Below are 18,688 nucleotides of genomic sequence, written 5' to 3' on the forward strand. Positions count from 1 at the left end.
ACGGAGTCACAGAACAATGGCTGAAGCACCGGTCCTGGAGCAGGACCCCCACCTCCCCCTCTCCGTGGAAGCCGACGCTTCCCCCTTCGCCCTGCTCCAGGGCGAGGCCCGCACCGTCGGCCGTCCGGGCACGGTCGTCGCGGTCGAAGCGGCCGGCCGGACCGAGCCGCTGCGGCAGCCGTTCGCCGAGGCGGGCGAGGCCCGGGTGCTGACCGCCGGGAGCGCGGCCGGCCTGCGGGTGCTGCGGGCCACCGCGGCCCTGGTCCTGGCGATGGCCGTCCGGGAGGAGTTCCCGGACGCGCTGCCGGCCGGCTCGGGCCTGACCGAGGACGGCTTCCACGTCGACTTCGCCGACCTGGCGCCGGTCACCCCCGAGGTGCTCAAGCGGCTCGACAAGCGGATGCGCCGGATCACCAGGCGCCGCCTGCCGATCGACGCGCTCCGGCTCGCCTCCGCCGAGGAGGCCGCCGGGGCCGCCGACGGCAACCGCTTCCTGCGGGAGATCGCCGAGGAGGCGTTCGGCCAGGACGAGCCCGGCCAGGACGCCCCGGGCGCGTTCCGCCAGTCGGTCGGCCCGCAGGGCGCCGAGCCGCTGTGGACCGGGATCGGCACCGAGGTGACCGCCCCCGACACCGGCTACCTGACCGCCTTCGAGCTGGAGTCCTCGTCCGCCGTCTACTGGCGGGGCGACGAGGCCAACGAGAGCCTCCAGCGGATCAAGGGCACCGCCTGGGCGGACGAGGAGGCCCTGGCCCGTCACCGCGCCTTCCTGGAGGAGGCCGCGCGCCGGGACCACCGCCGGCTCGGCTCCGAGATGGAGCTGTTCACCTTCGCCGACGAGATCGGCCCGGGCCTGCCGATCCTGCTGCCGAACGGCGCCGCGATCCGCGACGAGATGCAGCGCTACTCGCTCGACAAGCACCGCCGGTCCGGCTACACGCTGATCAACACCCCGTTCATCGCCAAGGAGGAGCTGTTCCTGCGCTCCGGGCACCTGCCGTACTACGCCGACGGCATGTTCCCCGGCATGGCGGTGGACGGCAGCGAGTACTACCTCAAGGCCATGAACTGCCCGATGCACGCGGTGGTGTTCAAGAACCGCGGCCGCTCCTACAAGGAACTGCCGCTGCGGCTCTTCGAGTTCGGCTCGGTGCACCGGTACGAGCGCTCGGGCACCCTGCACGGCCTCACCCGGGTGCGGAACATGACCCAGGACGACGCCCACATCTTCTGCACCCAGGAGCAGATCCAGGAGGAGCTGAAGACGGTCCTCGCCTTCGTGCTCGACCTGCTGCGCGACTTCGGCCTGCGCGACTTCTACCTGGAGCTCTCCACCCGCGACGACTCGGACAAGTTCATCGGCAGCGAGGAGGACTGGGCGAACGCCACCGCCGCCCTGGTCGCCGCCGCCGACTCGACCGGTCTGGAGCTCGTGCCGGACCCGGGCGGCGCGGCGTTCTACGGCCCCAAGATCAGCGTCCAGGTGCGCGACTCCCTGGGCCGCAACTGGCAGATGTCGACCATTCAGCTGGACTTCCAGACCCCGGCCCGGTTCGAGCTGTCCTACCAGGCCGCGGACGGCTCCCGGGTCCGCCCGGTGATGATCCACCGCGCCCTCTTCGGCTCCCTCGAGCGCTTCCTCGGCGTGCTCATCGAGCACTACGGCGGCCAGTTCCCGGCCTGGATGGCCCCCGTCCACGTGGCAGGTGTGCCGGTGCGCGCCGACGCCGAGGCGGGCCACACCCAGTACCTGGCGGACTTCCTCGACGGCCTGCGGGACGCCGGCGTCCGCTCCCAGCTGGACGCGTCCAGCGACCGCCTGCCGAAGAAGATCCTCAACGCCCAGCGCCTGCGGGCCCCCTTCGTCGTGGTCGCCGGCGACCGGGACGTGGCCGCCGGGACGGCGTCGCTGCGGTTCCGGGACGGCTCGCAGGAGTCGGACGTCCCGCTCGCGGAGATCGCGGACCGGATCCTCGCCACCATCGCCTCCCGGGAGACCGACAGCCCCACCGCCGTCGTGCGGCCGAGCAGCGACGGGTGACATGCGGGACGTCACCTTTCCACCGCCGTTGGCGCGCGGCGACCGGATCCTGGTGGTGTCGCTGTCCTCCAACACGGCGTCCCGGTTCGGCCAACGGCTGCGCCGGGGCGTCCGGGAGCTGGAGCGCAGCGGGTTCGAGGTCCGGCTGGGCGCCCACGTCAGTGACAGCCGCCAGCCCGGCCTGGAGACCGTCGCCACCCGGCTCGCCGACCTCCACCACGGGTTCGCCGACCCGGGCGTCACCGCGATCGTGTCGGCGATCGGCGGCTGGGCCTCGCACCAACTGCTGGACTCCGTCGACCTGGAGCTGGTCCGGGCCAACCCGAAGTGGTTCATCGGCTACAGCGACACCAGCTCCTTCCACCTGCTGCTGAGCGAACGGGCCGGGCTGGCCAGCGTCTACGGTCCGGCCGTGCTCCCGCAGTTCGGCGAGTTCGGGGGCGTGCGCCGGTACGCGCTGGACTCGCTGCTGCAGGCGACCAGGCGTGAGGCGTACGAGGCGTCCTGGGCCGACACCCGGGTCGACGAACGGCTGCGCTGGGAGACCGAGGACGGCGTGCGGCGGGCCGAGGTGCGGGCCCCCGCCCCCGTCGTGATCAGGGAGGGGGTCGGGCGCGGCGAGGTCCTGGCGCTCAACCTGGAGACGCTGATGTCGCACGCCGGGACGCGGTACTGGCCCCGGCTCTCCGGGCGCATCCTGCTGGTCGAGATCTCCGACAGCGCACTCGAGTGGCAGGCCCTGCGGCTGGTGCACCAGTTGAGCCAGCAGGAGGAGTTCGGCCACCTCCGCGGCCTCGCCCTCGGGCGGATCCCGCGGGGCATCGGGATCGACGCCGGGACGGTCCTCAAGCGGCTGCGCGAGGTGACCGGACCGCTGGCGATCCCGGTGGTGGCCGACCTCCCGTTCGGCCACGTCGACCCCATCATGTCGATCGCCCTGCGCCGGACCGCCGAACTGACGGCGGAGGCCGGCGGCCGGGTGTCCCTGCGCTTCGACGCCCTCGGGGACCCGCTCGCGGACTCCCCCGCCGACCGTCCCGCCGACCGTCCCGGGGACGGCACCCGGGACGTTCCCGCGGCCCGGCCGGAAGCAGCAGCACAGCCAGAAAGGTTCGCCCGCCCCATGTCCGGAACCCCGCGCCCGCCCGCCCACGGGCACGGCCCCGCCCCGGCGGAGCCCGCCGAGGCCCGCTGCCCCGCCCACGGCGACGTCGACGGCCTGCTCACCACCGACCCGTACCGGGCCTACTCGGTGCTGTGGGCCGCCGGCGAGGCCGCCACCTGGCACGAGCCGACCCGCTCCTGGTACGTCACCGATCCGGTGCACGTGCGGGAGATGCTGACCGACCGCCGCTTCGTCGCCCGCGGCGCCTCCCCGCTGGAGCCCGCGCTGGTCGGCGCCCCGGGGGCGGAGGCCGTCGAGGAGTTGGAGGCCTTCCTCGGCTGCTGGCCGGTGTTCTCGGACGCACCCGTCCAGCGCACCGCCAGCCAGGCGCTGCGCCGCTCCTTCTCCCGGGCCCGCGCCGAGCAGCTGCGGCCGGCCTTCCGCACCGCCTTCGCCGGGATCGTCGAGCGGGCCGACCGCCACCGGCCGGTCGCCACCTTCGCCCGGCCGGTGAGCGAGGCGATGCTCTCGCTGCTGCTCGGGCTGACCGCCGACGAGGTCGACCTGCTCCGCTCGATGACCGCGGCGACCATCGGCTACCTCTCCAACGACGGCCAGGACGTCGCAATGGCCCGCGCCGCCCTGGACCGGATCGGCGAACTGGAGGAGTGGCTGGCCGAGCGCGGCAGCCGGGGCGGGCAGGACTGGCTGCTGACCGAGCTGGACGCGGCCGGGGTGGAGCTGTCCCGGCGCGAACTGGCCGCCGTCTACATGCAGGTCGTCACCGGCGCGCTCGATCCCACCTCGCACGCGCTGACCGGCGCGCTGCGGTTCGTCCGGCACTCGCCGCAGGCCCGGGCGCTGGCCGCCGCCGGGGACTTCGCCGCCCTGGTCGAGCTGTGCCTGGGCCACGACACCGGGTTCCACTTCGCGCCCCGCCGTTCCGGCTGCCCGATCGCCTTCCACGGGCGGGAGATCGGGGCGGGGGAACGCGTGGTGGGCGTCCTGGCCTGGGCCGCCTCGGTCGAGGCCGGCAACGACGGCGGGACGGCGCCCGGCACCCCGCGCGGCTCCGGCACCTCGCTGGCCTTCGGCCACGGGCGGCACTTCTGCCTCGGGGCCGGCATCGCCCAGGTGGCCATGGAGGAGGCGCTGCGGGCCGCCCTCGCCCTCCCCGCCGCGGCCGGGTTCGACGTCGACGCCGTCGAACGGCTCCCCGCGCTCGGCGCCTCCCTCTACCGCGACCCGGCGGCGGAGGTGTCGCCGGAGGCGTGACGGCCCCGGCGGGCGACCGCCCCGGGAGCTGTGGGACCGTGGTCGGATGCAACCTGATCCGATCGACCAAGCGCGGCGCCTCGTCCGGGACCGCTTCCCCGGGGCGCTCGCCGTGGTCCTGGCGGGATCCACCGTCTCGGGCCGGGCGGGCGCGACCAGCGACCTGGACCTCGCGGTCCTGGTGCCCAGCGGCGGCGAGACCTACCGGGAGACGCTCCGCTTCGAGGGCCGGGTCGTGGAACTGTTCGTCCACACCCGGGCCGGCCTGCGCGACCTCTTCGCGGTGGACGTCGCCACCCGCCGGGCCGTCCTGCAGAGCATGTACGCCACCGGCCTGGTGCTGGTCGACGTGGACGGGGAGGCGGGCCGGGCCCGCGCGCTGGCGGAGGAGGACCTGCGCCAGGGCCCGCCCGCGCTCGAACCGGACACCGTGGAGACCAAGCGCTACGGCCTGACGGACGCGCTGGACGACCTGCGCGACGCCACCGACCCGGCCGAACTGCTGTTCACCGCAGGCGTGGTGGTCAACACCGCCGCCGACCTGCTGTGCGACCACCACCGGGCCTGGACGGGCAGCGGCAAGTGGCTGCCCCGGCGCCTCCTGGAGGCCGACCCGGTGCGCGGTGCCGCCCTGCTCGACGCCTACACCCGGCTGGCCGCCACCCGGGATCCGGCAGCCCTGGTCGAGGCCGGCACGGAGGTCCTGGACCTCGCCGGCGGCCCGCTCCGCGAGGGTTACCACCGCGCCTGGCAGGGCGTCATCGATTCCGTCGCCGTGGGCGTCGGCCGCTGAGCACCCATGTCCCCCGAAGCACGACGAAGGGCGTCCTCCCCTGCGGGAGGGCGCCCTTCGTCGTGATCGGAGACCTTCGCCCGGGTGGGCCACGGCGGCCGTCAGGACGGGTGCGGTCGAGGGAGGCGCTAATCTGTGCGCCGCACCTTTATCTGATCATGCGTTAAACGGGGGTTCTTTCGTCATGTCTGCATCCAGGAGTCTGCTCGTCGCCGCTCTGGTCGCCACCGCCGCGCTGGGCCTCGCCGCCTGCGGCCCGGACGACCCGTCGACCCAGGGGGCCGGCGCCGCCGCCACCACCGCCCCGGCCACCGGTGGGGAGGGCTCGCCCACCGCGGCCCCGGCGACCGGGACGGGCAAGCCCGCCCCGACCGGCAAGCCCGCCCCGACCGGCAAGCCCACCGACGGCGGCCCGGAGGGCTTCTGCACCAGCGCCCCGCTGCCCGCCGGGCAGAAGTGGGTCGACGTGGCGAAGGGCACCACCGCGACGGCCCTGGTCTACAAGGAGACCAAGGACGCCTGCGGTGTGAACGACGTCGCCCACGAGCCCGTCGGCGCCGACAAGACCGCGCAGTTCGCGCCCAACGCCAAGGGCCACCTCAAGTCGGTCGTGGCCGCGCCGAAGGACGTCAACGCGGCCGACCTGGCCAAGCACATCAACGAGTGCATCGCCACGCCGGGCAACCAGAAGGGCTCCTACCCCTGTTCGAGCGGCGACTACAAGGTCGCCTTCGACGCCTCCGGCAAGGTCGTCGAGATGTGGGAGCGCCCCAGCTCCTGAGGTGACGCCGTTCACGGCGCCGGGCCGCTCACTTGATGGTGAACGACTCGGCGCCGTTGGCGCATCCGAGCTTCCCGGCCGCCTTCCGGGCGAAGCCGGTCAGCAACGCGTCGCGGCGGTCCGGGGCGGGGAGGTCGGCCTGGGGGAACTGCCTGTCGGGCCGGAGGGCGGCCCAGTACAGCTCGGCCTTACCGTTCAGGGTGCAGGTGAAGGTGGCTTCCCCGGGGGCGGTCACGGTGGCCTCATCGGTGTTGAACGCGTAGGCGAGCACCCGCCGTTCACCCTGCCCCTGGACCGAGCAGCGCAAGCGCGGCTTGAGTTCCGCGGTCCCGGTGCGGAAGTCGGTGTCGACGAAGACCCGCGGGGTGGCGCCCAGCAGCGCGGCGAAACCCGGGTCGTCGAGGGTGCCCTCGCACTCCCCGTGCGACAGGGAGACGGCCGGCGGCCGGTACTCCGTGCGGTCGAGGTACACGTGCCAGCCGAGCAGCCCGCCGCCGAGCACTACCAGCGTCGTCGCGCCCACGGTCAGGGTCCTGATGTGCTTCACCGGCAGACTCCCTTCGACTGGCTCGCAAACGCGGCCAGGGCGGCCTGTTCGAGATCGACCTGCCGGTTTCCGTCGGTGCGGGCGGCCTCACCGGCGGTGAGCGACAGCACGACGTAGCCGAACGCGGGCGGCTCGGTGGGCGGACAGGTCCGGGCCAGGGTGGCGGTGCCGGTCCAGGACGCGGACGGGCCGTCCTGGGTGAAGGCGTGCGCGTCCGGGTGCTGGGCCGCTTCGGGCGGGAGCACGGGTGATCCGCCGAAGTGGGCGGCAGTGACGGTGAGGGCGGCGCGTCCGTCCACCCTGACCGTGCACGACACCGGGCCGTCCGGGGGGCCGTCGGTCGTCTCCTCCACGTCCTGCCTGCCCTCCGGCAGCAGCCGCCCCAGCGGGGTGTCCTTCCCGGTGGGCGCCCCGCACAGGTGCGCTGCCCGACCGGGCTTCTCGACCGGCTGGTGCCCGCGCCAGTCCAGGTAGCCGACCGTCCCGGCGGCCGCCACCAGCACCGCGAGCGCGGCGGGCAGCGGCCATCGGCGGCCCGAGGACCGGTTCACGAGCTGCCCTTCGAGTTGACGTTGCTGTTGTTCGAGACACCGGCGGCGTAACCCGTGAGCAGGTTGTCGGTGGCGTCCGCCGAGATGCGGTCGAGGTCCGCCTTGCTGAGCCCGGAGGTCTGGCTGGCGTCCGCGATCGCCTGCTGAATGCTCTGTGCCGCGTACTGCTGGGCTTCGGAGGAGTAGTTGCGGGCCTCCTGGCGGCCGTCCTCGGTGGTGTCCCGCTGGTTGGCCTCGATCACGCTGTCGGCGATCGAGTCGACCAACTGGCCCGACAGCTCGCTGCCGAGCGGAATCTTCTCCGTCACCTTGCCGATGGTGGCGTTGAAGGCTTCCTTGGCATAGCCGACGTTCTTCTCCAGGGCGTCGTTGTACGCCTTGTCGTCGGCCGCGTGCTGGTTGTGGACCTCGTCGATCCGGGCCTCGTTGAGGATGCCGTTGACGATCCCGCCGGCGAAGGCGTCGTGCCTGATGTCCGCATCCAGCCGGGGGAAGTCGGTCGAGCCGTCCAGGTGGCCGCGGACGAGGGCGGTGGTGTACGCCTGGTCGGCGTTGACCACCGAGCCGTATGCCTCCGGGTCCCGCCCGAGGGCGTCCAGCAGCCCGTGCACCGCGGCGCCGTTGAGGTGCGCCGGGGCGCCGTTGACGGGCAGGACATCGCTGTGCACCACCGAGTTCTGCACGTCGCCGATGTACTCGGCGGTCATGTGCCCCAGGCTCGTCCGCATGGTGGAGAACTTGCCGTCGCCCTTGATGTCGTCCAGCGCCCCGTTGTCGCCGTGGGTGCCGAAGGTGTCCACCACCCGCTGCATCAGGTTGGCCTGGTCGGCGGTGTGCGGCTTCGGCGGGACGTCCGCCGGGACGTCGTACGGGTGGCCGGTGGTGGCCGCCTCCAGGGCGTGGCCGAAGGCGGTGGGCCCGGCGTGCCTGCTCTGGTCCAGGGCGTTCGGGTCGCGCAGGGAGTTGGTGTCCGGGAGCCAGTCCTTGTCGTGCGAGTAGTAGGTGAGGTAGTCGGCGGGCTTGGCCTTGCCGCCCGGGTTGACCGTGCCGTCCTCGTTGTACGCGGTGGGCTGTTCGGTGAAGAACTGGGTCGCCGCGGCCGGGCTGTGGGCGAGGGCCTGCATGACCGCGGTGGTGGGCTGGAAGCCGAGGCCGCCGTCGCCGCCGAGCAGGTTGAAGCCGTGCACCCTGTCGGCGACCGCCTGCGGCGGGGCGGGCCAGTACTTCTCCCGGTTGGTGTCGAGCTGGGTGACGTGCTGGGCGATCGGGTCGATGAAGTGCGGGTCGTAGTTGCCGCTCATCAGGATGCCGGAGAGGACCTGGTAGCCGTACGGCTGGTAGTCCAAGCCGGAGGCCCGGTAGGGCTTGTCCCAGACCGGCTGGGCGCCGGCCTTGCGCAGGGCGGCGGCCCATTCGTCGGACAGGTGCGGCTGGTTGCTCTGCCGGGTGGCGGTGGCCAGGTTGAGCCCGAGGTTCTTCTGGAGGTCCTGGTAGGCCTTCCAGCGCGGGTCCTTGGGGTCGCGGTAGTGGCCCGGGTCGCCGACCATGCTGTTCCAGGACTTGATCAGGCCGTCCGGGCCGATGTCCTGGTAGAACTTGGTGGCGAACTTCGGGTCGTCCTGGTGCGAGGACAGCAGCGAGTTGAGCTCGGTGAGCTCGGCGTCGCTGATGTCGCCGCCCTTGCGGGCGAGTTGGGCGGCGCGGGTGCCGTCGGCCTCGGGGCCGCCGCCGATGGCCTTGCCGTTGAAGGAGTGGTCCTTGTCGGTGCCGGAGTCGGAGGTCAGCGCGTAGGCGATCCGCTCGTCGGCGGCGGTGGCCTCGGCGACGGCGGCGTCGATCGCGGCGCGGGCGGCGTCGGCCTTGCCGCGCCACTCCTTCTGGTAGTCCTTGAGGCCGTCCGGGTCGTGCCGGGTGGCGGAGTCGGCCGGGGGCCAGGAGACGGTGCCGTCGGAGCCGACGGTGAGTCCGGCGGTCCGGGCGTCCTGGACGGCCTTGTCCAGCTTGGTCCTGGCGGCCTTGAACTCGGTCGCGGCGTCGCCGAAGATCGAGGCCAGCGCGTTCGCCTCGGTGGTGGCGTCGGTCAACTGGTCGTTGGTGCGCTTGAGCCCGGGTCTCGCCTGGTCGGCCGCGTTGCCGACCCAGCATTCGGAGTTGACCTGGGCGATCACCGTGTTGTTCCAGTCGTCGTCCATGGACTTGAGTTTCTGGGCGACGGTGGTCCAGGCGGTCGCGGCGGCGTCGAGGGAGCCGAAGTCGGCGGTGCTGAGTTCGTGGAAGTCGACCATGTCCCGGTCCTCCTCAGGCGCCCAGGTCGTGCTGGACGGTCTGCTCGTGCTGCTGGTAGGTGGTGGCGCTGGTGCGCAGCGCCTGGGTGGTCTGTCCGATGGTCTGGCCGAGGGCGGCCACGCACTGGTCCCAGGTGTCGGCGGCGCTCTTGGCGGCCTTGCCGGTGCTCCAGTTGGCGAGCGAGGTGCTGACCTTGGCGGTGGCCTCGTCGGCGCCGCGCCCGTCGGTGTTCAGCCGGGCGTGGATCTGGTCGGAGTTGGTGGCGGCGGTGCCCAGTGCGTTGGCGTCGACGGTGAAGCCGCCGCCTCCGCCGCCGTCCCCGGCCTGCGACTTCGCCGAGTTCAGCTGGGTGCGGGCGGCCTCCTGCGCACGGGCCCGGTCGGTCAGGTTGCCGTCGGCGTCGTAGGCCCACGGATTCATCATCCGGTCGAACTCGGTTGCCCGGTCGGACATCTGGTCCGTCCTCCTTCGGTGTCCACGCGGTGCGCGGCACCTTCGCTGGTGACGCTGCTCGCTAAGAATCCGACAAGATTACAAGTGACCTCCAAGGGCCGTCCTTTACCCGACCCTTAGGGGAGAGCGGTCCCGGCGTCATACCGCAGCAGCAGAAGGCCCCGCGAAGCCTCGTCATTCCAGCTCATGCCCCCTGCGGCGCGGGAACGTTACGTTGAGGGCGTGTCCACTGCTGTCATCAAGACCGAGGGCCTCACCAAGAGGTTCCCCCGGGTCACCGCGCTCGACCAGCTGACCGTCGAGGTACGGCCCGGGGTCGTCGGGCTGGTCGGGGCCAACGGGGCGGGCAAGTCCACCCTGATCAAGATCCTGCTCGGGCTCGCCCCGGCGACGTCCGGCCGCGGCGAGGTGCTCGGCCTGGACATCGCCACCCGGGGCTCGGAGATCCGCGAGCAGGTCGGCTACATGCCCGAGCACGACTGCCTGCCACCGGACGTCTCGGCGACGGAGTTCGTGGTGCACATGGCGCGGATGGCGGGGCTGCCCGCGACCGCCGCGCGGGAGCGCACCGCGGACACGCTGCGGCACGTGGGCCTGTACGAGGAGCGGTACCGCCCGATGGGCGGCTACTCGACCGGCATGAAGCAGCGGGTGAAGCTGGCCCAGGCGCTGGTGCACGACCCGAAGCTGGTGCTGCTGGACGAGCCGACGAACGGTCTGGACCCGGCCGGCCGGGACGAGATGCTCGCCCTGATCCGCCGGGTGCACACCGACTTCGGCATCTCGGTGCTGGTCACCACCCACCTGCTCGGCGAGCTGGAGCGGACCTGCGACCACCTGGTGGTGATCGACGGCGGCAAGCTGCTGCGCTCCTCCTCCACGGCCTCCTTCACCGAGGCGACCGCCGTCCTCGCGGTGGAGGTCACCGACTTCCCGCAGGACGCCGCCGCCGAGCCCGGCGCCACCGTCCGGGAGCGGCTCGCCGCCAGCGGGCTGGACGTCCGGGCGGAGGGCTCGCACCTGCTGCTGGTCCGGCTGGACGGCGAGTCCACCTACGACACCATCCGCGACACGGTCGCCGAACTCGGCCTCGGCCTGGTCCGGTTGGAGCAGCGCCGGCACCGGGTCGCGGAACTCTTCACCGACCACGACCAAGCCGACGCCCCGGAGTACGACGCGTACCACGGCGGCGCCGACCGGAGCACCAGGGGAGGGACGGACGATGCCGCAGCCTCCTGACACCAGGCCCGCCGACACCGGTGTCATCCACGACATCGGCTACCGCGGCTACACCGGTCCGCGTCTCGGCCGCGCCTACGCCACCCGCTCGCTCTTCGCCCAGAGCCTGCGCGCCGCCTACGGCCTGGGCCGTTCCGGCAAGTCCAAGGTGCTGCCGATGCTGCTGCTGGGCGTGGTCACCGTCCCGGCGATGATCTTCGTCGCGGGCGCGGTCTACCTCAAGCGGGACGAACTCCCGGTCGAGTACGCCGGCTACCTCTCCAGCCTCGGCCTGGTGGTGTCGATCTTCCTCGCCGCCCAGACGCCGGTGCTGCTCTCCCGGGACCTCCGCCACCACACCGTCCCGCTGTACTTCTCCCGACCGATCACCCGCGCCGACTACGTCCGGGCCAAGTTCGGCGCCATGGCCTGCGCCCAGTTCCTGCTGATGGCAGCCCCGTTGCTGGTGCTGTACGCGGGCGCGCTGCTCGCCGGGATGGACTTCGGGCACAACACCGGCCAGTTCCTCTACGGCCTGGTGGCGGCCGTGCTCTACGCCCTGGTGCCGACCTCGGTGGCCCTGGTGATCGCCGCCAGCACCCCACGCCGGGGCTTCGGGGTGGCCGCCATCATGGGCTACCTGGTGGTGAGTTCGACCCTCGCCGCGGTCGTGGTCGGCATCAGCAACCCCGGCCCGGGCGGCTCGGACGCGGCCCAGTGGACCTCGCTGATCTCGCCGAACGGCCTGGTGGAGGCGCTGGTCAACGAGGTGTTCGACCTCGGGTCCGGGATCGACCGCCGGCACGCCCCGGGGGCGTTCGGCACCCTGGTGTTCGCACTCGTCGCCGTCGCGATGGTGGCCGGCTCCTATCGCCTCCTGCTGCGCCGCTACGAGAAGGTCTGAGAGGGCGGCATGGCCACCATCACCATCGACAAGGTCTCCCGCTGGTTCGGGAACGTGGTCGCGGTCAACGACATCTCGATGTCGATCGGCCCCGGCGTCACCGGCCTGCTCGGGCCGAACGGCGCGGGCAAGTCCACCCTCATCCACATGATGAGCGGCTTCCTCGCCCCCTCCAGCGGCGCGGTCACCCTGGACGGCGCGCAGATCTGGCGCAACCAGCAGGTGTACCGGCAGATCGGCCTGGTGCCCGAGCGGGAGTCGATGTACGACTACCTGACCGGCTGGGAGTTCGTCCTTGCCAACGCCGAACTGCACGGCCTGCCCCAGCCCGGCGCCGCCGCCCGGCGCGCCCTCGACCTGGTCGAGATGGCGCCCGCCAAGGACCGCCGCACCGGGACGTACTCCAAGGGCATGAAGCAGCGGGTCAAGATGGCCTCGGCGCTGGTCCACGACCCGGCCGTGCTGCTGCTGGACGAGCCCTTCAACGGCATGGACCCGCGCCAGCGGCTCCAGTTGATGGAGCTGCTGCGCCGCTTCGGCGCGGACGGCCGGACGGTGCTGTTCTCCTCCCACATCCTGGAGGAGGTCGAGCAACTGGCCCGGCACATCGAGGTGGTGGTGGCCGGACGGCACGCCGCCTCGGGCGACTTCCGGCGGATCCGGCGGCTGATGACCGACCGGCCGCACCGCTACCTGGTCCGCTCCAGCGACGACCGCCGGCTCGCCGCCGCACTGATCGCCGACGGCTCGACCACCGGCATCGAGGTGGACGAGCGGGAACGGGCGCTGCGGATCGAGGCGGTGAACTTCCAGGGCTTCACCACCCTGCTGCCCAGGGTCGCCCGGGAGGCCGGCATCCGGCTGTACACCGTGTCCCCGGCGGACGAGTCGCTGGAGAGCGTCTTCTCCTACCTGGTCTCGGCATGACCCCCGGCCCCACCCGCGCCACCCACCGGACCCAGGAAGGGGTCGACCGACCATGAACCCGACCGTCGCCAGGCTGACCCTGCGCGGCCTGCTCGGCCGCCGCCGCGGCGCGCTGCTGCTGGTGGCCCCGGCGCTGCTGCTGATCGTCGCGGCGATCGCCGCCGGGTCGAGCGGCGACGCGCACAGCCTGACCGTCAAGATCCTCGGCCAGCTGGACCTCGGCACCCTGCTGCCGATCCTCGGCCTGGTGATCGGCACCGGGGTGATCGCCACCGAGATCGACGACGGCTCGATCGTCTACCTGCTGGCCAAGCCGCTGCCGCGCCGGCAGATCATCACCACCAAGCTGGCCGTCGCGATCGGCACCACCTGGGTGTTCTCGGCCGTCCCGACGCTGCTCGCCGGGCTGCTGCTGTACGGGACGAAGGACGGCGTGGCGCTCGGCTACACCGTCGCGGTGCTGGTCGCCGGGGCCGTGTACAGCGCGCTGTTCCTGCTGCTCGGCGTGGTCACCCGGCACGCGGTGGTGGCCGGGCTGGCCTACGCGCTGATCTGGGAGTCGCTGATCGGCAACTTCGTCGAGGGCGCCCGCACGCTGAGCGTCCAGCAGTGGGGCCGGGCGGTCGCCGAGGCGGTCGCCGGGGACAACGCGATCGGCGCCGACGTGTCGCTCGGGGCGGCCGTCCCGCTGCTGCTGGTGGTCGCCGTCGGGGCGACCGTGCTGGCCTCGGTGAAGCTGGCCGGGCTGACCCTGGCCGCCGAGGAGTAGGCCGCGCCCCGCGCGACAGGGCCCGGACTCCCACGGAGTCCGGGCCCGGTCGGCGTTCCGCGGCCGTCCTACAGCGTCCGGTTCCGTCCGGCGCCGAACCCGGCCGCGCCGACCACCAGGACCAGCACCAGCATCAGCACCAGGGTGGCCTCCCAGCCGCCGGTGAGCTGGTGCAGCGCCCCGGCGCCGACCGGGCCGGCCGCCGCGACCAGGTAGCCGATCGCCTGGGACATGCCGCCCAGCTGGGCGGCGCCGGCCGCGGTGCCGGTGCGCAGCACGATGAAGGCCAGGCCGAGGCCGAGCGAGCCGCCCTGGGCCAGGCCGAGGATGGTCGCCGATACCCAGGCGCCGGAGACCGGGGCGACCAGCAGCAGGGCGATGCCGAGCCCGTTCAGGGCGGCCATGGTGACGGCGAGGGCGCGCTGGCTCGTCATCCGGCCTGCCATCAGCGGCACCAGGAAGGCGCCGGCCACCTGCACCAGGTTGGAGAAGGCGAAGACCAGGCTGGCCTGGCCGCGGTCCATGCCGTGGTCGAACAGGATGGTCGGCATCCAGGCGACCAGGGTGTAGACCAGCAGCGAGGAGATGCCCATGAAGAGGCTGATCTGCCAGGCCAGCGGGGACTTCCAGATGCCCTCGATCGGCCTGTCGGCCGGGGCGGGCCGGGCGTCCCGGGCGTCACGGGCGTCCCGGGCGGGGGCGGCGGCCACCGCGGCCTGCTCCTGCCGGGAGCGCAGCACCTGCGGCAGCCAGGCCACCGCGGCGATCAGCGCCAGCAGCGACCAGGCGCCGAGCGAGGCCCGCCAGCCGCCGCCGAGCGCGTGCTCCAGCGGGACGGAGGAACCGGCCGCGAGGGTGGCGCCGACCAGCATGGTGGTGGAGTAGACGCCGGTCATGGTGGCCGCGCGGTCCGGGAACTCCCGCTTGACCAGGCCGGGCATCGACACGTTCAGCACCGCGATGGCGACGCCGATCACCACGCAGCCCGCGTACAGCGCGTACACCGAGGGCAGCACCCGCAGCAGCACGCCCGCGCCCAGCACCAGCACCGCGCCGAGCACCACCCGCTCGGCGCCGAACCGCCTGGTCAGCCGGGGGGTGAGCGGGGCGCCGACGCCCTGGAACAGCACCGGGACGGTGGTGATCAGCCCGCCCGCGGTGGCGGACAGCCCGAAGGTGCGCTGGATCTCGCCGACCATCGGGGAGATCGCGGCCAGGCAGGCGCGCATGTTCAGCGCGACCAGCAGGATGCCGGTCAGCAGCAGCGCGGGGTGGGCCAGCCGGCTGCGGACGGTGAGCGGGGCGGCGGTGGTGACAACCGGCTGCGGGGCACGGGTGACGGCCATGGGTGTGCTGTTCTTTCCGGGCTCGGGGTGGCGCGGGCACGGCGGGAGGAGGCCTCCACCGGCCGCGGGCAGGACGGGACAGGACGGGGGGTGGGCAAGCAGCGGGGCTGCGTGCGGAAGCGGGGCCTGCGCCGTCCTACTTCCGGGCCGCGATGGCCGCGAGGAGCTGCTCGACGGCCGCGGTGGGCTCGGCGAGCAGCGCCCGACACGCCGTCTCGGCGCGGTCCGGGTCGCCGCTCTCGATGGCGTCCACCAGCGCCTCGTGGGTGGCCACGACCGCCTCGGGCATCTCGTGGTCGCCGAAGGCGGCCGTCATCGACTCGCGCACGGAGGCGCCGAAGTAGCGGTAGACCTCGGCCAGCGCCGGGTTGTGCGCGGCTTCGACGACGGCGGTGTGGAACTCCAGGTCGTGCTCGACGGTGGCCTCGCGGCCGGCCCGCTCGGGGTGCCGGGCGAAGACCTCGGCCTCCCGGGCCAGCGCGGCCCGCATCCGCCGGACGTCCTCGGGGGTGTGCCGCAGGGCGGCCAGCCGGGCGGCCTCGGTCTCCAGTGCGGCGCGGACCTCCAGGACGTCCCGGATGCCCGAGCGCTGGACGCCGCGGAGCACCGCCGCCGGGTCGCTGGTGGACCGTACGAAGGTGCCCTCGCCCTGCCGGGAGACCAGCATCCCGGCGTGCACCAGCACCCGGAGGGCCTCCCGCACGGTGTTGCGGCCGACCCCCAGCTGCTCGGCCAGCTCGTGCTCGGTGGGGATCTGCGATCCCACCGGCCAGGCCCCGCCGGCCAGTTGCTCGCGCAGCCGGTCGATCGCGGTGTCCACCAGGGAACGTCGTCCGGCCGCCTGCAGGCCGTTTCCGTCGCCGCTCATGCCGGGCCCTCCCTTCGCACACCGCTCATCGGTCGTCGGTCATCCTACAACCGCTTGCCCGGTCATCCTACAACTGGGGGTGAACCGTCCGTGAACGTGTCCCGGGGGGCGCTCAGCGCGTCGGGTAGAGGCGCTCCAGGACGATCGCGACGCCGTCCTCGTCGTTGCCCGCGGTGACCTCGTCGGCGACGGCGAGCAGTTCCTCGTGGGCGTTGGCCATGGCCACGCCGTGCGCCGCCCAGCCGAACATCGGCACGTCGTTGGGCATGTCGCCGAAGGCGATGGTGTCGCTGGCGCGCACGCCCAGGCGCCGGGCGGCGACGGCCAGGCCGGTGGCCTTGGACAGGCCCAGCGGCAGCAGCTCGACCACGCCCGGGCCGGCCATCACCACGCCGACCAGGTCGCCGGCGGCGCGCCGGGCGGCCTCGGCGAGGCCGTCGTCGGTCAGCCCGGGGTGCTGGATGTAGAGCTTGCTGAGCGGGGCGGCGAGGAGTTCGCCGCGCTCGGCCCGGACGACCGGGAGGTCGGAGCCGATCAGCAGCTCGTAGCCGGGGCCGGCCAGCACCTGGCCGTCCAGACCGTCCTGGTTGGCGGCCACGGCCAGCGGGCCGGTCTCGGCCTCGATCTTCTCGATCGCGACGGCGGCGAGCCGGCGGTCCAGGGTGAGCGAGGTGAGCAGCTTGTGGGCGCCGGCGTCGTAGACCTGGGCGCCCTGGCCGCAGACCGCTATCCCGGTGTAGCCGATCTCGTCGAAGACCGGGCGGGCCCAGACGGCCGAGCGGCCGGTCACCACGATGTGCAGCGCGCCCGCGCCGGTGGCCGCGGCCAGCGCGGCGCGGGTGCGCTCGGAGACGGTTTCCGCGCTGGTGAGCAGGGTTCCGTCGAGGTCGGTGGCGACCAGCCGGTAGGGCAGGTCGCCACCGATCGGGTGGGTCGAGGAGGTCACTTGACCGGCTCGAGGACGGTCCGTCCGCCGAGGTACGGACGCAGCGCCTCGGGCACGACGACCGAGCCGTCGGCCTGCTGGTGGTTCTCCAGGATCGCCACGATGGTGCGCGGCACGGCGACCAGGGTGCCGTTCAGGGTGGCGAGCGGGCGGGTCCTGCCCTCCTCGCGCATCCGGATCGACAGCCGGCGGGCCTGGTACTCGGTGGTGTTGGAGGTCGAGGTGACCTCGCGGTACTTGCCCTGGGTCGGGATCCAGGCCTCGATGTCGAACTTGCGCGCGGCCGAGGAGCCGAGGTCGCCGGAGGCGACGTCGATCACCCGGTACGGCAGCTCCAGCGCGTTGAGGAAGTCCTTCTCCCACTGGAGCAGGCGGCGGTGCTCGTTCTCCGCGTCCTCGGGCGTGGTGAAGACGAACATCTCCACCTTCTCGAACTGGTGGACCCGGATGATGCCGCGGGTGTCCTTGCCGTAGGTGCCGGCCTCGCGGCGGAAGCAGGACGAGTAGCCGGCGTAGCGCAGCGGCAGCTTGTCGGCCTCGATGATCTCGTCCATGTGGTACGCCGCCAGCGGGACCTCGCTGGTGCCGACCAGGTACTTGTCCTCCTCGGGGAGGTGGTACACGTTCTCGGCGGCCTGGCCGAGGAAGCCGGTGCCGTCCATGGCGGCCGGGCGGACCAGGGCCGGGGTGATCATCGGGATGAAGCCGGCCGCGGTGGCCTGGGCGATCGCCATGTTGACCAGGGCGAGCTCCAGCAGCGCGCCGGGACCGGTCAGGTAGTAGGAGCGGGCACCGGCGACCTTGGCGCCGCGCTCGGTGTCGATCGCGCCCAGCAGCTGGCCCAGTTCGACGTGGTCGCGGGGCTCGAAGCCCTCGGCGGCGAAGTCGCGCGGGGTGCCGATCTCCTCCAGGGTGACGAAGTCCTCCTCGCCGCCGACCGGGGCGGCCGGGTCGATGAGGTTCGACAGGGAGCGGAGCAGGCGGTCCGCCTCCTCCTTGGCCGCGCTCTGCTCGGCGTCCGCGGCCTTGACCTCGGCGGCCAGCTCCTTGGTGCGCTGCAGCAGGGCGGTCTTCTCGTCGCCCTTGGCCTGGGCGACCTGCTTGCCGAGCACCCGCTGCTCGTTGCGCAGTTCGTCGAAGCGGCTGCCCGAGGACCGGCGCCGCTCGTCGGCGGAGAGGAGGGCGTCGACGATGTCGACGTCCTCGCCACGGACGCGCTGCGAGGCGCGCACTCGGTCAGGGTCCTCACGAAGCAGGCGAAGGTCAATCACAGGCCCAAGCGTACCGGGCGGCCGTTCCTCCACCGGTACCGGTTTTCCCCTGGGGATAACTCCGCGGCTCCTGTGGATAACTCCTGTGGGGAACTCTCCGCCCCCAGCCCGCGGGCGGGTTATCCACAGGGCCCGCCCCGGGCCTGTGGATGAGGGGCGCGGAGGGGGAGCCGTTGATCAAAACCAGGGAATTGAGGTTTCAAACCCCAATGAACCTTCTCGGGTGAGGGAATTGAAGCACTCGCACGGGTGATTTGCAGGCAAGCGGGTGACTCTGGTCCGATTAGTCATCTCTATGACGCAAACCGATGGTCCGACCAGTTCTGGGCAATGGCTATACCGGTTTGTCGACTCATCCCCAGGCCTGTGGATAACTTTCGGCTGTGGACAGCGATGAGGCCTGTGGACAGCGGCCCCCGGAGTCCGGGGTTCCTGTGGATGACGGTGCGGTCACCCGCCGCGTTCGGTCGGGTCGGTCGATAACGGTCGGAAAAGGTCAGAAAGACACGAGATGACGCTCAGCTGTCCGGGGCCGGGCCACCTCGGGGATCAGGCTCGGGGATCAGGCTCGGGGATCGGACTCGGGATCGGACTCGGGATCGGACGC

General features: G+C 72.7%; 16 protein-coding genes. 8 read left to right on the forward strand and 8 right to left on the reverse strand.

Annotated features, from left to right (window positions below; all coding sequences use genetic code 11):
* The first annotated feature begins 16 nt into the window (after positions 1 to 16).
* The 4 genes from thrS to AB0F71_RS27950 all read left to right on the forward strand — a co-directional run bounded on the left by thrS (position 17) and on the right by AB0F71_RS27950 (position 5,995).
* The gene (thrS, locus tag AB0F71_RS27935) at positions 17 to 2,041 is read left to right on the forward strand and encodes a threonine--tRNA ligase (RefSeq protein ID WP_360239518.1); all 2,025 of its coding nucleotides are present in this window, start codon (positions 17 to 19) and stop codon (positions 2,039 to 2,041) included.
* A gap of 1 nt (position 2,042) precedes the next feature.
* The gene (locus AB0F71_RS27940) at positions 2,043 to 4,421 is read left to right on the forward strand and encodes an LD-carboxypeptidase (protein WP_360239520.1); all 2,379 of its coding nucleotides are present in this window, start codon (positions 2,043 to 2,045) and stop codon (positions 4,419 to 4,421) included.
* A 46-nt stretch (positions 4,422 to 4,467) separates the two neighbouring features.
* A complete protein-coding gene (locus AB0F71_RS27945) occupies positions 4,468 to 5,214 on the forward strand; it encodes a nucleotidyltransferase domain-containing protein (protein ID WP_360239523.1) in 747 nt (248 codons plus the stop codon).
* A 184-nt stretch (positions 5,215 to 5,398) separates the two neighbouring features.
* Entirely contained in the window at positions 5,399 to 5,995 is a 597-nt protein-coding gene (locus AB0F71_RS27950; RefSeq protein WP_360239526.1) for a hypothetical protein, read from the forward strand.
* A 28-nt stretch (positions 5,996 to 6,023) separates the two neighbouring features.
* On the opposite strand, the gene AB0F71_RS27955 is transcribed toward AB0F71_RS27950, so the two are convergent.
* From AB0F71_RS27955 to AB0F71_RS27970, 4 genes are read right to left on the reverse strand one after another with little or no spacing between them, the layout of a single operon-like run.
* The gene (locus tag AB0F71_RS27955) at positions 6,024 to 6,542 is read right to left on the reverse strand and encodes a hypothetical protein (RefSeq protein WP_360239529.1); all 519 of its coding nucleotides are present in this window, start codon (positions 6,540 to 6,542) and stop codon (positions 6,024 to 6,026) included.
* Positions 6,539 to 7,093: a hypothetical protein gene (locus AB0F71_RS27960; RefSeq protein ID WP_360239532.1), complete on the reverse strand. Its 555-nt coding sequence runs from the start codon at positions 7,091 to 7,093 to the stop codon at positions 6,539 to 6,541. The genes AB0F71_RS27955 and AB0F71_RS27960 overlap by 4 nt, the downstream gene beginning before the upstream one ends.
* A complete protein-coding gene (locus tag AB0F71_RS27965) occupies positions 7,090 to 9,378 on the reverse strand; it encodes a hypothetical protein (protein WP_360239535.1) in 2,289 nt (762 codons plus the stop codon). The genes AB0F71_RS27960 and AB0F71_RS27965 overlap by 4 nt, the downstream gene beginning before the upstream one ends.
* A 13-nt stretch (positions 9,379 to 9,391) precedes the next feature.
* Positions 9,392 to 9,832, reverse strand: a complete 441-nt coding sequence (locus AB0F71_RS27970) for a hypothetical protein (RefSeq protein WP_360239538.1) — start codon at positions 9,830 to 9,832, stop codon at positions 9,392 to 9,394.
* 222 nt (positions 9,833 to 10,054) lie between these two features.
* On the opposite strand from AB0F71_RS27970, the gene AB0F71_RS27975 reads away from it, so the two are divergent.
* From AB0F71_RS27975 to AB0F71_RS27990, 4 genes are read left to right on the forward strand one after another with little or no spacing between them, the layout of a single operon-like run.
* Positions 10,055 to 11,071 carry an ABC transporter ATP-binding protein gene (locus AB0F71_RS27975; protein WP_360239541.1) on the forward strand — a complete coding sequence of 339 codons (1,017 nt, stop codon included), beginning with the start codon at positions 10,055 to 10,057 and terminating at the stop codon, positions 11,069 to 11,071.
* Positions 11,055 to 11,954 carry an ABC transporter permease subunit gene (locus AB0F71_RS27980; protein WP_360239544.1) on the forward strand — a complete coding sequence of 300 codons (900 nt, stop codon included), beginning with the start codon at positions 11,055 to 11,057 and terminating at the stop codon, positions 11,952 to 11,954. The genes AB0F71_RS27975 and AB0F71_RS27980 overlap by 17 nt, the downstream gene beginning before the upstream one ends.
* Before the next feature lie 9 nt (positions 11,955 to 11,963).
* Entirely contained in the window at positions 11,964 to 12,881 is a 918-nt protein-coding gene (locus AB0F71_RS27985; protein ID WP_360239547.1) for an ABC transporter ATP-binding protein, read from the forward strand.
* A gap of 52 nt (positions 12,882 to 12,933) precedes the next feature.
* Positions 12,934 to 13,650: an ABC transporter permease subunit gene (locus AB0F71_RS27990; protein ID WP_360239550.1), complete on the forward strand. Its 717-nt coding sequence runs from the start codon at positions 12,934 to 12,936 to the stop codon at positions 13,648 to 13,650.
* Between the two features lie 68 nt (positions 13,651 to 13,718).
* Here the strand turns inward: AB0F71_RS27990 and AB0F71_RS27995 are convergent, their stop codons facing one another.
* From AB0F71_RS27995 to serS, 4 genes are all read right to left on the reverse strand, one after another.
* Positions 13,719 to 14,996 (reverse strand): MFS transporter, encoded by a 1,278-nt coding sequence (locus AB0F71_RS27995; protein ID WP_360239553.1) that lies wholly within the window; start codon positions 14,994 to 14,996, stop codon positions 13,719 to 13,721.
* Positions 14,997 to 15,132: 136 nt separating this feature from the next.
* Positions 15,133 to 15,864, reverse strand: a complete 732-nt coding sequence (locus AB0F71_RS28000) for a FadR/GntR family transcriptional regulator (protein ID WP_360239556.1) — start codon at positions 15,862 to 15,864, stop codon at positions 15,133 to 15,135.
* A gap of 112 nt (positions 15,865 to 15,976) precedes the next feature.
* Positions 15,977 to 16,810, reverse strand: coding sequence for an HAD family hydrolase (locus AB0F71_RS28005; RefSeq protein ID WP_360239559.1), 834 nt, complete (start codon positions 16,808 to 16,810; stop codon positions 15,977 to 15,979).
* Entirely contained in the window at positions 16,807 to 18,081 is a 1,275-nt protein-coding gene (serS, locus tag AB0F71_RS28010) for a serine--tRNA ligase (RefSeq protein WP_360239561.1), read from the reverse strand. The genes AB0F71_RS28005 and serS overlap by 4 nt, the downstream gene beginning before the upstream one ends.
* Positions 18,082 to 18,688 lie beyond the last annotated feature (607 nt).

Source organism: Kitasatospora sp. NPDC028055 (assembly GCF_040637885.1).
GTDB lineage: Bacteria > Actinomycetota > Actinomycetes > Streptomycetales > Streptomycetaceae > Kitasatospora.